Annotated in this window: 14 protein-coding genes and 1 riboswitch; of the genes, 5 read left to right on the top strand and 9 right to left on the bottom strand. The window is 73.0% G+C overall.

Annotated elements, in window-relative coordinates; all coding sequences use genetic code 11:
• Positions 1 to 80 precede the first annotated feature (80 nt).
• From AB0K07_RS08765 to AB0K07_RS08750, 4 genes are all read right to left on the bottom strand, one after another.
• A complete protein-coding gene (locus AB0K07_RS08765; RefSeq protein WP_363752186.1) occupies positions 81 to 917 on the bottom strand; it encodes a C39 family peptidase in 837 nt (278 codons plus the stop codon).
• Between the two features lie 239 nt (positions 918 to 1,156).
• Positions 1,157 to 1,298: riboswitch (cyclic di-AMP (ydaO/yuaA leader) on the bottom strand.
• Between the two features lie 275 nt (positions 1,299 to 1,573).
• On the bottom strand, positions 1,574 to 2,344 hold the full coding sequence (locus tag AB0K07_RS08760) for a hypothetical protein (RefSeq protein WP_363752184.1): 771 nt from the start codon (positions 2,342 to 2,344) through the stop codon (positions 1,574 to 1,576).
• Between the two features lie 125 nt (positions 2,345 to 2,469).
• Positions 2,470 to 2,868 carry a hypothetical protein gene (locus AB0K07_RS08755; protein WP_363752182.1) on the bottom strand — a complete coding sequence of 133 codons (399 nt, stop codon included), beginning with the start codon at positions 2,866 to 2,868 and terminating at the stop codon, positions 2,470 to 2,472.
• A 101-nt stretch (positions 2,869 to 2,969) separates the two neighbouring features.
• A complete protein-coding gene (locus AB0K07_RS08750) occupies positions 2,970 to 4,232 on the bottom strand; it encodes an acyltransferase (RefSeq protein ID WP_363752180.1) in 1,263 nt (420 codons plus the stop codon).
• 369 nt (positions 4,233 to 4,601) lie between these two features.
• Here AB0K07_RS08750 and AB0K07_RS08745 point away from each other — a divergent pair, with 369 nt between their 5' ends.
• Together AB0K07_RS08745 and pseI are read left to right on the top strand one after the other, a co-directional pair.
• Positions 4,602 to 5,765, top strand: coding sequence for a glycosyltransferase (locus AB0K07_RS08745; protein ID WP_363752178.1), 1,164 nt, complete (start codon positions 4,602 to 4,604; stop codon positions 5,763 to 5,765).
• Positions 5,766 to 5,898: 133 nt separating this feature from the next.
• Positions 5,899 to 6,951 (top strand): pseudaminic acid synthase, encoded by a 1,053-nt coding sequence (gene pseI / locus AB0K07_RS08740; RefSeq protein WP_363752175.1) that lies wholly within the window; start codon positions 5,899 to 5,901, stop codon positions 6,949 to 6,951.
• 18 nt (positions 6,952 to 6,969) lie between these two features.
• Here pseI and AB0K07_RS08735 read toward each other — a convergent pair whose 3' ends face one another.
• From AB0K07_RS08735 to AB0K07_RS08720, 4 genes are read right to left on the bottom strand one after another with little or no spacing between them, the layout of a single operon-like run.
• Positions 6,970 to 7,479, bottom strand: a complete 510-nt coding sequence (locus AB0K07_RS08735) for a hypothetical protein (protein ID WP_363752173.1) — start codon at positions 7,477 to 7,479, stop codon at positions 6,970 to 6,972.
• The gene (locus tag AB0K07_RS08730) at positions 7,463 to 8,218 is read right to left on the bottom strand and encodes an SDR family NAD(P)-dependent oxidoreductase (RefSeq protein ID WP_363752170.1); all 756 of its coding nucleotides are present in this window, start codon (positions 8,216 to 8,218) and stop codon (positions 7,463 to 7,465) included. The genes AB0K07_RS08735 and AB0K07_RS08730 overlap by 17 nt, the downstream gene beginning before the upstream one ends.
• Entirely contained in the window at positions 8,211 to 9,494 is a 1,284-nt protein-coding gene (locus tag AB0K07_RS08725) for an AMP-binding protein (RefSeq protein ID WP_363752168.1), read from the bottom strand. Before AB0K07_RS08725 ends, AB0K07_RS08730 begins: the two co-directional genes overlap by 8 nt.
• Complete coding sequence (locus AB0K07_RS08720) at positions 9,491 to 9,742, bottom strand: acyl carrier protein (protein ID WP_363752166.1); 252 nt, start codon at positions 9,740 to 9,742, stop codon at positions 9,491 to 9,493. Before AB0K07_RS08720 ends, AB0K07_RS08725 begins: the two co-directional genes overlap by 4 nt.
• A 73-nt stretch (positions 9,743 to 9,815) precedes the next feature.
• Between AB0K07_RS08720 and AB0K07_RS08715 the strand changes: the two genes are divergently transcribed.
• Positions 9,816 to 10,352 carry a GNAT family N-acetyltransferase gene (locus AB0K07_RS08715; RefSeq protein WP_363752164.1) on the top strand — a complete coding sequence of 179 codons (537 nt, stop codon included), beginning with the start codon at positions 9,816 to 9,818 and terminating at the stop codon, positions 10,350 to 10,352.
• A gap of 109 nt (positions 10,353 to 10,461) precedes the next feature.
• Here the strand turns inward: AB0K07_RS08715 and AB0K07_RS08710 are convergent, their stop codons facing one another.
• Positions 10,462 to 12,195 carry a hypothetical protein gene (locus AB0K07_RS08710; protein ID WP_363752162.1) on the bottom strand — a complete coding sequence of 578 codons (1,734 nt, stop codon included), beginning with the start codon at positions 12,193 to 12,195 and terminating at the stop codon, positions 10,462 to 10,464.
• Between the two features lie 365 nt (positions 12,196 to 12,560).
• Between AB0K07_RS08710 and pseB the strand changes: the two genes are divergently transcribed.
• Both pseB and AB0K07_RS08700 read left to right on the top strand, forming a co-directional pair.
• Complete coding sequence (pseB, locus tag AB0K07_RS08705; protein ID WP_363752160.1) at positions 12,561 to 13,544, top strand: UDP-N-acetylglucosamine 4,6-dehydratase (inverting); 984 nt, start codon at positions 12,561 to 12,563, stop codon at positions 13,542 to 13,544.
• The gene (locus tag AB0K07_RS08700; RefSeq protein ID WP_363752157.1) at positions 13,541 to 14,698 is read left to right on the top strand and encodes an aminotransferase class I/II-fold pyridoxal phosphate-dependent enzyme; all 1,158 of its coding nucleotides are present in this window, start codon (positions 13,541 to 13,543) and stop codon (positions 14,696 to 14,698) included. The genes pseB and AB0K07_RS08700 overlap by 4 nt, the downstream gene beginning before the upstream one ends.

Here is a 14,698-nt window from a genome sequence, read left to right as displayed (position 1 = left end):
CATCGGCTACTGACCGCACGAAAACGCCGCGGGCGCCGGCCCCTCGTGGGGAACGGCGCCCGCGGCGGGCTGCGCCCGGGTCAGGCGGAGTAGCCCCGAGTGGCGATCCAGTTCGCCAGGTCGATCGTGGTGATCCAGTACGCCGGGTCGGCGGCGTTCGCCGAGTCGGCGATCCGCACGGTCCGGCCGTTGTCCTTGTAGCCCACCACGGCGATGTAGTGCCCGCCGCCGTAGGAGTGCCAGCCACCATCGGTGTCGGTGGCGTCGCCGACGACGTTGGCCACCACCCCGCGGCCGGCGGTGATCGCCGCGACCACGTCGGCCTGGAGCCGGTCCATCTGGGCCGGGCTGGGCGTGCCGGCGAACATCCGGGTCCGGTACGGGGAGCCCTTCACCTCGGCGTTGAGCACCCGGGTGGTGTCCAGGGCCGAGTTGGTGCCCATCTCGGTGGTGCCCAGCTCGACGCCCAGCTCGTCCTGGGTGCGGTCGATGCCGGTGGCGCTGAGCGCGTTGCGGGTGGCTGCCGGTCCACAGTTGAAGTACGTGTTCTGCGCCTGGTAGTCGTAGTCGAGCACCTTGGTCGCGGGCGGCTTCGGCGGTGCCGGCTTACGGGTGAGATCGGGGTTGCTGCTCGCCTTGGCGGCGGGCGACGCGGCACTGGCCGTCGGGGCGGCGGTGCTCGGCGAGGCGCTGGCCGAGGGGGGCACGACGCGGGCCTCGCCGCGCGATGCGACGGTGTCGCTGCGCATCTCGGCGACCGTGGTCGCGGTGTGCTGACTGGCCGGGGCCTCGTCAGCGCCGGCGATCAGGGCGCCGGTGGTGGTCGCGAGCGCGAGGGCCGCGGCGGAGGCGGCGACGATCTGGTAAGGGCGCTCGGTGGCGAGACGACGGAGCTGACGCTTCAGGGTGTGCTTCATGGGGTTCTCCACGGATGGGGGGGGAGAGCGGCACACCGGGCCGGACCGTTATCCGGGCAGGCGCCAGCGCGCGGACCGTGGTCCGCGAATGGTGAACCGCTCAGGGGGCTGCCCGGCGTGGCCGGGCGGGAGAGGCGGTGACCCGGGGGGTCAGCTCACCCGACGGATGAGCGGGGGCACCGCGGCGCCGTGGAGGCGAAGGAACAACCGAGGGGTGGAGAGGTGCTGCACGAGGATGGAACTCCTTCCGACGCCGCCTACCGGGTTAGCTGACGGATTCGGGCGGGAAGATCGCCCTACCGCGGGCCGTGGCTCGCGGATTCACCCCGGACTTACTGATGGGTCCCCGGTTCGTTGATCACGATTGAGCGGGTCGGCGCGGCGTCGCCTCTTGCGATCGATTACCGCACCAGACGGGACGACACTACTGGTCGGTTCAAGCCCTGCCAAGCCAGGTTCACCTGCGTAAACCTGAAATCGCGCGGCAATTTCTGCGCGTATTGCCACTGACGTGACTCGATGGGACAACCGGTTACGGCGGCACTGGCGGGCGACAACCGGACAGGCCGTCGACAAAAGCACCGCATTCGTGGGAAAAATTCGGCCGATCGCGCCGAGCGCCCGATTTCCGGCAGATGTGACGGGGCTCACCCAAGTCAACCCACCCGGGCCGGACTCCACCGCGTCGCGGTCGCCGGACGGGACGTCGCCGTCACCGCACGGGGAGCCGGCACCGGGTTCGGCCGCAGCCGGGCCGCCGCCGCGTACGCCTCTGCCGCGAGGGCACGGGCCGACTCGGCGGACAGTTCCGCGTCGCGCCAGGCCGAGCGCTCCAAACCGGCGGCAGCCCGGTAGTCGGCCAGCCGCGCGTCCCGGACCGCCCGACTGAGCAGCACCTCCTGCTCGACCGGGTGCCGCCGGGGATCCCAGCCGTGCCGATGCGCGAACACCTCGCCGAGCTGCCGCATGGACAGCTCGCCGCGCCAGTGCGCCGCCATCGCCGTGCGGTGCAGGTAGCGCTCCCGGCCGGCGTACTCGGCGGGGGTGCGTGGGGTACGCGGGGTGGGCAGCGCCCCGGCGCCGGCGAACCGACGGGCGGCGGTGTCCGCCTCGTCGTACCGGGCCCACGCCTGCTCCACCTGCTCCTGAGCAACCAACCAGTCGGCGCGCCGTCGGCGGGCGGTCTGCGCGGCGCCCGCCGCGGCGACGGCCACCTCCTCGGCGTACCGGCGCAGGTCGGCGGCGTCGGCTCTGGCCGCCTCCCGGGCGGTGGGCGCCGCCGGGATCGGGTCGACCGCCGCCTGGTCCCGCTCCGGGCGGGCGACCAGCACGGCGAGCACGGTCAGCGCCAGCAGGAACAGAGCCGACCAGATGGCGGCGGCCTGGGGCACTTCGGTCAGGAACTGGTAGAAGACGACGGTCTCCATGGTCGGCACCTCGGGAAGAGAGCTGTGCGATGGGGGCCGACGGTCGCGGCGGGGCCACGGGTCGGCGGTGCGGGGAGCTGACGGGTCGACAGGCGCGGGTGGGCGGGACGCTCGTCCCGGTGGGCTCAGCGCCCGGGTGGGGCCCGGGGAGCCTGGCTGGCGCGGCCGTCGGTGCGGGGCAGCGGGTCTGATCCGGCGTCGCGCACCGGGGTCGCATCGGTCGGAGCGGCGGGGACGCTCAGCCCGCCCGGCGGGACCGCCCGCGGGTCGGCCGACCATTGCGCGGCGGGGCTCTCGGCGGTCGCCCGCTCGGCAGCGTCCGCGGAGGCGGACCGATACGACGACGCGAGCGGCCCGGGGGTGTACGCCGCCGGCGCGGCGGCCGGTGCCTCCGGCCAGGCGGCCGAGGCCGGGGCCTGGCCGGCGCCGAGCGCCAGGGCGGCGACGACGGCGAGACTGGTCAGCACTCGTGTCGCCCAGCGCGCCACCCACCACAGCGGACAGGTGAGCGCGACCGGAAGCACGGTCCCACGCTACCGCCGAGATCGACCGACCGCATCGCAGCCGGGCGTGTCGACCCGCGCCGCGCCGACCGCGTCGACGCCGCTGACCAGGGTGGACGGTGTCAGCGCGAGTCGGCGTACGTCGATCGCTCGCCGACCTGGCCGGCCCTGCGCGCCCCGACGCCGCCCGATTCGACGCCGCGGGCCTCGACGCTGTGGGCCGCACCGCCGCGGGCCGCACCGCCGCGGGCCTCGGCGTCGCCGGTGCGCTGTCGGGGGATGATCGCCGGCCGGGTCGGGCGGCGTGGAGCGAGCCGGCGCATCATCGGGGTCTCGACGAACCGGTGCAGCAGCCCGGCGAGGACCAGGTTGACCAGCAGGAAGCCGACAACCACCGCCGGCCCGCGCCAGCCGCCGAAACCGGTCCCCCAGTCGCCGGTCCAGCGAAGGACCGTCGTCATCACCAGCACGTGCACCAGGTAGAAGGCGAACGAGACCTCACCGAGCCAGACCAACGGGCGGGATCGCCACGGCGAGGGCCGGCCCCGCACGTCAGCGTCCGCCGCAGCGGTGATCACCAGCAGGTACGCCACCGCGAGCAGGGTCGTCCACAGCTCGGCGCGGATCCACTGTGCGGCGGCGATCCAGGTGGCCACGAAGATGACGCTGGCCGCGGTGAGCCCGGGGCCACGCCACCGGCCCCGCAACATCAACTCGGCCGCCACCGCGCCCAACCAGAACTCCAGCGACCGCACCGGCGGAAAGATCTGGGTGAACCACCAGCGGCTGGCCTCCGGCACCAGGTGCTGGGCCGGCCAGAGCGCGAGGATCAGCAGCGGCAGGGCGACGACCAGCGTCCAGAGCAGCGCCGGCCGGGCCCGCCGCAGCAGCGGCAGTGCCAGCGGCAGGCAGAGGTAGAAGAAGAACTCGCAGGACAGCGACCAGCTCACCGTGTTGATGCTGTAGAACCAGCCCGGCCGGGGATCCCAGGCCTGCAGGAGCAGCACGTTCTCCAGCGCGGCGGCCGGCAGCACCGGGTCGGCGAACCACCAGGCCACCAGCAACGCCGCCGCCCACAGCACCAGGTGGTTCGGATAGATCTTGGCGATCCGACGGCGCCAGAAGGTCCGCCGGGAGTCGCCGGGGCGGGCCGACCAGACCAGTACGAATCCACTGAGGACGAAGAAGAACTGCACCCCGGACAGGCCGAGGGCGAACGTCGAGTCGATCAACGCCTTGTAGTCGGGTTCGGCGATGATCCGCATGGTGGCGGCGTGGAAGCCGAAGACCAGCAACGCGGCGATCCAGCGCAGGCCGGTCAGTGAGGGCAGCCGTGCCGGGGCGCTCGCGGGCCGGACGACCGACGCGGCGGGGGTGCTCGTCATGCCGGGATCCCGGGGCTCCACAGGGTCACCAGCACGTACGTCTCCTCCTCGACGCGGCGTGGGCCGCGACGCCCACGACGGCCCGGCGGGCCGCACCCGGGGCACACTACCGGGTCACTACCGGGTGAACCGGACGTGTCTCATGGGTGACGAACGCGAAGCGGACGGGCCGGACCGCTCGTGCAGACGCCGTCCTGGACGGTGGCCATCACGCCCAGGATCCAGTCGCGGCTCTCCGGCACCCCCACGATCCGAAAGTCCCGGTCGGGCCTTTCGTTAACCTGAACCTGGCCCGCTGTTCAAAAACCCCACCACCGGCAGCCATGTGGGATTCCGCGGCTGGCCACCCGGGTCGTCGAAGGTGGCGGCGTGGTCAATGAGCCGACGCACGCACCGCTGCTCAGCATCGTCGTGCCCGTGTACGGCGTCGAGGCGTACCTCTACCAGTGCCTCGAGTCGATCCGGGCGGACATCCCGGCCGGAGAGTCGGACGCGGTTGAGCTGATCGCCGTCGACGACGCGTCCCCGGACGGCTGCGGCGCGATGCTGCGCTCGTACGCCGCCGGCCGCGAGGGCGTCCGCGTCGTGCACCTGACCAGCAACGTCGGTCTGGGCCTGGCCCGTAACGCCGGCCTCGAGGTGGCCACCGGCCGGTACGTCTGGTTCGTCGACAGCGACGACTGGCTGCCGCCGGGCACCATCTCCGCTGTGCTGGACCGGCTGCGCCAGCACGAGCCCGACGTGCTGATGCTGGACCACCTGCGGGTGCACGAGGACGGCCGGCGGGAGGTCGACGCGAGCAGCCACCTGCTGCGCGGGGTGTCGGGCGTGGCCCGCCTCGCCGACCAGCCGCAGCTGCTGCGCGTACAGCACACCGCGTGGAACAAGGTGGTCCGCCGCGCCTTCCTGGACGAGTTGGAGCTGCGGTTCTTCCCCGGCTGGTACGAGGACATCCCGTTCAGCCACCCGCTGCTGATCGGCGCGGAGAAGATCTCCGTGCTGGACCGGGTCTGCTATCTGTACCGGCAGGGTCGGCAGGGCGCCATCACCTCCACCCGCAGCGGCCGGCACTTCGACGCGTTCGGGCAGTACGAGCGGCTGATGGACTGGGTCCGCCGGCGGCACCCGGACGAGGGTCTCGAGGCCGAGCTCTTCCAGCTCATGATCAGCCACTATCTGGTGGTGGTCGGCAACGACGACCGCCTCCACCCGCACCTGCGGCGGGCCTTCTTCCACCGGGTCGCCGAGCACTACCGCCGCTACCTGCCGACCGGTGGCTACCCGATGCCCCCGGGAGTGACCGGGCTGAAGCACCGGCTGGTCGGGCGCGGTGACTACCTGGCGTACTCGGCGCTGCGCCAGGCCCACCGGGTGGCCGGCCGGCTGCGCAGGCCCGGCCCGGCGGGAGGCGCCACCGACGGTGCCGGATCGGCCACCGCGGACGAGGACCCGGGCCGACCGGCGGGCGACGGACTCGCCGCCGACCTGACGGCGGGGCAGCGCGACGCGCTGGCCGGGGGCCGCCTGCCGTGACCACCCGCACCACACACCACGCCGGGAGCCGGGTCGGCTCCCGGCGCCCTGGTTTTCCAGGTCGTCCGCCCGCAGGGTGGACGACGACAGCACCACCGCACCCCGGTGCGGGCGTACCTGAGCAGAGGTCGGAATGACGGCGACAATCAAGATCGGACCGCACGCGGTCGGTGCCGGCGAGCGACCCTTCGTGGTCGCCGAGATGTCCGGTAACCACAACGGTGACCTGGACCGGGCGCTGGCCATCGTCGACGCGGTGGCGGAGAGCGGGGCGCACGCGCTCAAGCTCCAGACGTACCGGCCGGACACGATCACGATCGACGTCGACACCCCGGCGTTCCGGATCTCCAGTGGGCACGAGCTGTGGGGCGGGGAGAACCTGTACCGCCTCTACGAGCGGGCGCACACCCCGTACGAGTGGCACGCCCCGATCTTCGAGCGGGCCCGCGAGCGCGGCCTGACCGTCTTCTCGTCACCGTTCGACGCGACGGCCGTGGAGCTGCTGGAGTCGCTGGACGCACCGGCGTACAAGATCGCTTCGTCGGAGCTGGTCGACCTGCCGCTGATCCGGTTGGTGGCCAGCACCGGCAAGCCGATGGTGATCTCCACCGGGATGGCGACGGTGGCCGAGATCGACGCCGCCGTGCGGACCGCCCGCGACGGCGGCGCGGCGGGCATCGTGCTGCTGGCCTGCACCGCCTCCTACCCGGCTCCCCCGGCGGACAGCAACCTGCGCCGGCTGCCGGTGCTGGCCGGCGCGTTCGACGTGCCGGTGGGGCTCTCCGACCACACGCCCGGCATCGGGGTGGCGGTCGCCTCGGTGGCGCTCGGCGCCTGCTTCATCGAGAAGCACGTGACCCTGGACCGGGCCGACGGCGGCGTGGATTCCGACTTCTCGCTGAACCCGACCGAGCTGACGGCGCTGGTCGCCGAATCGGGCCGGGCGTACGCGGCGCTGGGCGGCACCGCGATCGGCCCGACCCCGGCCGAGCGGGAGGGGCTCCGGTTCCGCCGCTCGCTGTTCGTGGTCGAGGACGTGCGGGCCGGCGACCCGGTCACCGCGCGCAACGTCCGGTCCATCCGGCCGGCCGGCGGGCTGGCCCCGGTGGAGATCGACCGGGTCCTCGGTCGGACCTTCACCACCGACGTGCCGCGCGGCACTCCCCTGAGCTGGGACCTGATCTGACCCCGCCCCGCCCCGCCCCTATCGACGGTAGGGGTGGGGCGACGGGGCGAAGCCGACGGTGACCACCAGGTCGGCCAGCCGCAGGGTCCGCCAGACCGCTGCGCCGTCGGCCGGCGTACCCAGGCCGTAGCGGCGCCACCAGGCGACCACCGGCATGTCGGCCAGCTTGCAGCAGCACTCGGCCCGGGTCCAGCGCGCCCAGAAGTCCGCCGCGCCGAACCGGCGGGCCAGCGCGGGAGGTACCGGGGCGTCGGCGCGCTCCGCGTCGATCGCCACCCGCCACCCGGGCGCGGGCGGTCCGTACCAGCCGACGCAGCGTCCGTCGTCGAGGTGGCTGCGGGTCACCGCGTCGGCCAGCGCGGCCGGGGTCCCGATGCGCAGGTGCCGCTCGGCGGCGGCCAGCAGTCCCGGCACCGGGCGCGGCCCGCCGGCGCCATTCGGTCGCGGCGGCGCGACCGGGCCGGCGATGGTGACCGGCCCGGTCGCCGCTTCCAGCGGAACCGGTCGCAGGTCAGATAGAGGCGGCACCGTCCACCACGATGACCTGGCCGTTGATGTTGGTGTGCTCCCGCAGCAGCATCCGGACCACCGGCACGACCTCCACCGGCTCGGTCAGGTGGCCGGTCGGGGTACGGCGCACGATCTGGTCGAGCTGGGTGGGGCCGAGCACCGCGGACATCTCCGAGGCGAAGAAGCCGGGGGCGACCGCGTTCACCAGCACCCGACCACCCAGCTCCCGGGCGAGCGAGCGGGTGGCGGCGTCCATGCCACCCTTGGTCGCCGAGTACGCGACCAGCCCGGGGAAGCCGCGCTGCGCGCAGATCGACGTGATGTTGACGATCCGCCCCCGCAGCCCCTTGCCGAGCATCCGCCGGACCACCAGCCGGGTCAGCTGCAACGGCGCGGTCAGGTTGGTCTCGATGATCCGGGCGATGTCGTCGGTGGCGGTGTGCACGTGCAGGGAGTCCTGCCCGATGGCGGCGTTGTTGACGACGCCGTCGATCGGGCCGAGCCGCTGTTCCACCTCGCGGACGAAGCCCTGGGCGGCGCGCAGGTCGGTGACGTCCACCGAGCCGACGTGCACCCGGTCGGGGTGCTCGGCGGCGAGCTTCTCCAGCTCCGGGGTGACGGTGCGGGCGAACGCGGCCACCCGTACGCCCCGATCGAGCAGGTCGGTGACGATGGCCAGGCCCAGCCCCCGGGAGCCGCCGGAGACGAGCACCACGGAACTGGGCGGGACGAGCTGGGTGTCGGCGAGGTCAGACATCGCTCTTCAGGGTCTCCTTGACGGGGATTTCGGTCAGCACACGGATCCGGCGTGGCACCGCGTGCTCGGGCAACCGGTCGGCGCACCAGCGGACCAGCTCGGCCTCGTCCGGCACGGTGACGTCGGGGCGGTCGGACGGGGCGGCGGCGGCGAGGACCACCTCGGCGACCACCATCCGGCCGAGCACCGGGGCACGGCGGCCGGTGACCCGCGCCCAGGCCACCGCGGGGTGCCCGGTCAGCACACCGCGAACCACGCCGGCGGAGACCTTGCTCCCCCCGACGTTGATCTCGTCGGAATCCAGCCGGCCGGTGATCAGCACCCGGTCGTCCACCACCTGCACGCGGTCGCCGGTGCGGACCGGGCCGGCCAGCCCGGCACCGTGGTACGGCGAGGTGACGACCAGCTCGTCGTCCTGGATGGAGAGGGTCGGCCGGCCGGGGGTCTCCCGGTCCAGCCAGCCGACCGGGAACCCGGCCCGCCCGTCGTGCACCACGATCGACGCACCCACCTCGGAGGACGCGTAGATCCAGGAGATCCGGGCGGCGGGGAAGACCTCCCGCAGCTGGTCCAGGATCGCCTGGTCCACCGGCTCCCCGCCGAGGGTGATCTGGCGCAGCGGCACCCGCGCCAGTGCGGCGGCGTCCCGGTAGAGGGTGCGCCGCCAGAAGGTCGGCGTGCCGGACGCGGCGTCGACCCCGTGCGCGGCGGCGACCGCCGGCCAGTCGTCCAGCTCGTCCGGCTCCACCACCACCAGGTGCTGACCGGGTTGGGTCAGCGACAGGGTGACGACCTGCCACCAGGCGTACGTGCCGGGGGCGTAGGGGCAGAGCCAGGTGCGGTCGGGCTGGTCGGCGCGCACGGTGGTCAGCGTGTCGAGGGTGTGCCCGACCCGCTTGGGACGACCGGTCGAGCCGGAGGTCAGCAGCCAGAGCCGGCCGGGTTCGGCGGCGCGCGGTCGGGGCGGCGCGCTCGGATGCACGCCGTCCTCGTCGAGGACCGTCACGGTGAACCCGGCGTCCAGCAGCTCGGCGCGCATCGCCGCGTCGACCCGGCTCGCGGTGCTGAGCAGCAGCTCGCCGCCGTGCACGGCGTGCTGCCGGGCGGCGGCGAGCGCGTCCCCGGCGGAGTGCGCGAGCACCGCGGCGGGATCCGGCAGCGCCGGCGTCGGCAGCGACCGCCAGGTCCGCGCGGCACCGCCGACGACGAGCCGGTTGTCGACGCCGGCCGGCTCCGGGTGCCCGGCTGCCCGGGGGTGGGGTGTCGCGACGGTCACTGGTGCTGAAGCTCGACGAGGAAGTCGAGGACGTCACCGACGGTGGCGATGCGGCGAAGACCAGGGGCGTCGAAGTTGAGCTCCTCCCCCGTCTCGTCCTCGACCCGCAGGGCCAGCTCGGAGAAGTCCAGCGACCGGAAGCCGATGTCGCGCAGTTGCGCCGCGTCGTCGGCGGGCAGCTCCTTGTCCTGGTTCTTGAGCACCTGAGCCATGAGGTCGCGGATCTGCGCGCGACTCAATTCGTTCATGCGGCGGAGTCTACAACCCAGCGAATGGATATCTGATTTCCCGGTACGCCCGGGTAAGGTGCCGGGACCGGACGTGTTCAGTCAGGAAAGCGAGAGGTACGTGCTGCGCGAAGCGACGGTGGACGACGTTCACCTGATGTTGTCCTGGCGTAATCAGGAAACCAACCGGCAGGTCAGCAAGACCAGTCACGAAATCACCGCCGACGAGCACGCGCGGTGGTGGTCGGCGGTCCGTGACGACCCGTCCCGGCGGGTGCTGGTGTACGTCCGTGACGACCTGCCCTGCGGGGTGGTCACCTTCTTCGACCTGCGACTGGACGGCCCTCGGACCGGCGCCTGGGGCTTCTATCTGGACGCCGACGGCCTGGCCGCGCGGGACGAGACGCTGCCCGCCTGGCTGGGGGTCATGCGGGAGGCCGTCGAGTACGCCTTCGACGGGCTGCACCTCGATCGGCTCGACGGGGAGGTGCTCGCGCACAACACCGTCGTACGACAGATGAACCGGCGTTTCCGATTCGTCGAGGGCACCCCTCGACAGGAGACGTCCGATGGCCGGGAAATCATCGTCATCCCCATTTCCCTCAACCGGGCGGACCGCCGCAACCGTTGAGCGCCGGCGCGCATTCCGCAATTGTCCGGCACCATTAACCGCCCGTGCGCCCGGTGGACATCCGCCGTTCATGAAAGGCGATGTCCACCGGTGCGCGACGCGGAGCGGATCAGGCTCGCCGCCAGGCCGCCCAGTGCTGTTCCACGTTTCCACCGAGCCGGACGAAGCCGTACTTCGCGCCGTCCCAGTCGTCGGGTTGGCCGGGCGCCCAGCGGGTGAACACCACCTGCGCCGCGGCCGGCGGCTGCTCGCGGAACCACCGCACGTCGGCCCAGGTCACCTGGTGGCTGAGGTTGAACCGCAGGATGTAGTGCACACCGGTGGACGCCCACACCCGCTCGCCGGGGCGCACCCCGACGTCGGCCACCCGGGGCGTCGGCGCGGTGCTCGCCGCCATCGGCCGCACCAACCGCTGATCGATCACCTGCATGGTGATCAGGTTGACCACGACGAGGGCGCCGAGCAGTGGCAGCCGGAGCCGGGGCACCTGGACCGCGGCGACGAGCAGCAGGCAGGCGGCGATGCCGATCAGCGAGCCGACGACCGGCCGCATCTCCCGCCACCCTCCGGTCAGCGCCATCAGGTCCGGTGCGCCGAAGCCGCCGTAGCGCAACGTGTGCCCCCGGCTGGCCACGTACGCGAGCCGGACGGCGATCAGCGCGCCGCCCGCGACGAGCAGGGCCACCGCGACGGCCGCGCGGCGCAGCACGACCCGGCGGCCGGCGGTGAGCAGCACCCCGAGACCGACCAGCAGCCAGAACGGCGCCAGCATCTGCACGTAGCGGCCGTAGATCGCGTCCAGCGGCTTCCCGGTGATGCCGGCCAGGATCACCGACGCACCGCTGGCCACCCCGACGCTCACCACCAGCGCCACACCCATCGTCCAGCGGGTGGCGTCGCCGCGTCGGGGGCGCCACAGCTCCCGGACGGCGGCGGCCCAGGCCACCCCGGCCATCCCGAAGGTGATCACCACGAGGTACCAGAGCTGGGTGGCGACCGCCGCGCCCACCCGGACCACGCCCGGGCCGGAGGCGACCGCCTCGACCATGCTGCCGCCCGGGGTGCTGCCCAGCAGGTAGACCTTGTCCCCGAGCAGCCGGATGACGGCCTCGTTGGCCAGCGCCAGGGCGAGCACCGGCAGCAGCGCCGCGAGCACTCCGGCCGGGGTGATCCGCCGACGGATCAGCAGCAGCAGGACCAGCCCGGCGTGCACCGCCACGATCACCAGGCCACGGGAGTGCAGCAGGTGGAACGCGCCGACCAGCAGGCCGACGGTGGCCGCGGCGAGCGGGCCGGGCCGCTCGACCCACCGGTGCACCGCCAGCAGCCAGGCGATCACCAGCGGCGCCATCACCGTGTCGATCATGGCGACGCCGGCGTAGAAGGCGGCGGCCGGCAGGGTCGCCGCCACCACGGCCCCGAGCAGGGCGTACGACCGCCGCAGCTGGAGCAGCCGCCGGCCGAGCAGGTACGCCAGCGGCAGCAGCGTCGAGTTCACCATCGCGTTGATCAGCTGGACCAGGCGGTAGCTGTCGGTGAAGTCCCGGTCCCCGAGGAACGCCGGCGAGATCAGCATCGGGTAACCGACCCGGCGCAGCAGGTCGTTCTCGCTGCTGAATCCACCCGGCCCGCCGGCCAGCGCGCGGGCGGTGTTCAGGTAGCTGTCCTCGTCGGTGTGCGCGATCGGCAGCACGATGTGCCGGGACAGCCACATCCGCCAGGCGACGCTGAGCGCCCAGCCGACGAGCAGCAGCACCGGCACCAGCCAGCGCCGCCCCGATGCGGCAGGTGGTGTCTCGGCCGGTACCGCCGGCCGTTCCATCACGTCACTGCCGGATGCCATCAACGCCTCCTGAATTGCCGGCCGGACCGGGGCCCGCGCGGCCGGGGGCACAACCGGTCCGGCCGGTGACGCTCGGGGATGAACCGCTCGCACCGAGGTGGCGCGAATGTCGGGTGAACACGGGAACCGGCGGCGCACAGGGGTGGCCGGGGCGCTCGCGCGGCCACTGTAGCGGCCGGATCCGGCCTGGTCAGCACGATCTCGGGGTGGTCGTAAGTGTTCTCCTGCGCGGTGCCCCGCATTCACGGAGGCAGGGGTAGCGGTTAACCCGCGAGCGCCGGCCCGTTAACCCGCCGGGGTTAGCGTCTCACCCCGGTCGGCCGGCCGAGGGCCGCCGGTTCATCCACGAACACGGGAGCACCAAATTGAGTGAGTTGAATGGATCGTCCATTCTGATCACCGGGGGAACGGGTTCCTTCGGCAGGACCTTCCTCAAGCACATCCTCACCGAGGCCGACCCCGCCCGGGTGGTGGTGTTCTCCCGCGACGAGCTCAAGCAGTACGAGCTGCGCCAGCAGCTCGGCGACGACCCGCGGCTGCGCTGGTTCATCGGCGACATCCGGGACCGGCACCGCCTCACCCGGGCGATGCACGGCGTGGACCACGTGGTGCACGCCGCCGCCCTCAAGCAGGTGGACACCGCGGAGTACAACCCCACCGAGTACATCGCCACCAACATCACCGGCTCCGAGCACGTGGTCGACGCCGCGATCGAGGCCGGCGTCAAGAAGGTCATCGCGCTCTCCACCGACAAGGCGTCGAGCCCGATCAACCTGTACGGCGCCACCAAGCTGGTCGGCGACAAGCTGTTCGTCTCGGCCAACCACTACGCCGCCCACCACCCGACCCGCTTCGCCGTGGTCCGCTACGGCAACGTGGTGGGCAGCCGTGGCTCGGTGGTCCCGCTGTTCAGCCGGCTGGCCGCCGAGGGCAAGAGCCTGCCGATCACCGACAAGCGGATGACCCGGTTCTGGATCACGCTGGAGCAGGCCGTGCAGTTCGTCATGGACTCGTTCGACCAGATGCAGGGCGGCGAGCTGTTCGTGCCGCGGATCCCCAGCATGCGCATCCTCGACCTGGTCGGGGCCGTCGCTCCGGACGCCACCACCCACGAGATCGGTATCCGGCCCGGCGAGAAGCTGCACGAGGAGATGATCGCGCCGGACGACAGCCGGCGGACGCTGCGCGCCAAGGACCGCTACATCGTCCAGCCGACCATCGCCGGTTGGGGCTACCAGCCGCCGGTCGACTGCGAGCCGGTGCCGGACGGCTTCGCCTACCAGTCGGACACCAACGACGAGTGGCTCAGCGTCGAGCAGCTGCGCGACATGCTCGGCATCACCGCATGACGGCAATGCTTCCGTACGGCCGGCACTCGGTCACCGAGGACGACATCGCCGCGGTGGCCGGCGTGCTGCGCGGCGACTGGCTCACCACCGGGCCGCAGGTCGAGGCGTTCGAGGCCGACCTGGCCGGTTGGACCGGCGGCGCGGGCTGCGCCACCGTCTCCAACGGCACCGCGGCGCTGCACGTGGCGTACGCGGCGGCCGGCGTCGGCCCCGGCGACGAGGTGATCGTTCCGCCGATGACCTTCGTGGCGACCGCCAGCAGCGCCGTCGCGCTCGGCGCGAAGATCGTCTTCGCCGACGTCGAGGAGGGCACCTTCACCCTCGACCCGGCGGCGGTCGCGGCCGCGACCACCTCGCGCACCCGCGTGGTGTCCGCGGTCGACTACGCCGGCCACCCGGCCGACTACGACGCCCTGCGCACCGCGCTGGGCGGGCACGACGCGCTGCTGCTCGCCGACGCGGCGCACTCCATCGGCGCCAGCTACAAGGGACGGCCGGTCGGCTCGCTGGCCGACCTGACCACGCTGTCGTTCTTCCCCACCAAGAACCTCACCACCGCCGAGGGCGGCGCCGTGGCCAGCCCGCACCCGGAGCTGCTGAAGAGGGCCCGCCGGTTCCGCAACATCGGCCTGGTGCGCGAGCGCGACGAGCAGCGCTGGCCGGACGAGGGTGGCTGGCACCAGGAGGTGCACGAGTTCGGGCTGAACTACCGGCTGCCGGACGTGCTCTGCGCGCTGGGCCGCAGCCAGCTGCGCCGGCTGGGCGAGTTCCTGATCCGCCGCGACCAGTTGGTGGCCCGCTACGACGAGGCCCTCGCCGACCTGCCGGGCATCCGGCTTCCGGTCCGGCGGGAGTGGGCCCGACCCGCCTGGCACCTCTACCCGATCCGGGTGCTCGACGGGCGTCGCCGCGAGGTGTACGACCGGATGCGCGCCGCCGGCATCGGCGTCCAGGTCAACTACATTCCGGTGCACTGGCACCCGGCCTTCGCCGACCTGGGCTACCGGCGCGGATCCTGCCCGGTGGCCGAGTCGTTCTACTCCCAGCAGCTGTCGCTGCCGCTCTACCCGGGACTCAGCGACGCCGACCAGGACCGCGTCATCGACGCGCTGGCCACGGCCCTGCGGGCCGGCTCGGTGCGCTCCGCCGCCTGA

The sequence above is a fragment of the Micromonospora sp. NPDC049301 genome (assembly GCF_040678715.1).
In the GTDB taxonomy this organism is placed as follows: Bacteria; Actinomycetota; Actinomycetes; order Mycobacteriales; family Micromonosporaceae; genus Micromonospora.
The sequence above is the reverse complement of the archived record's forward strand: the minus strand, read 5'-3'. Positions and strand labels throughout refer to the sequence as shown.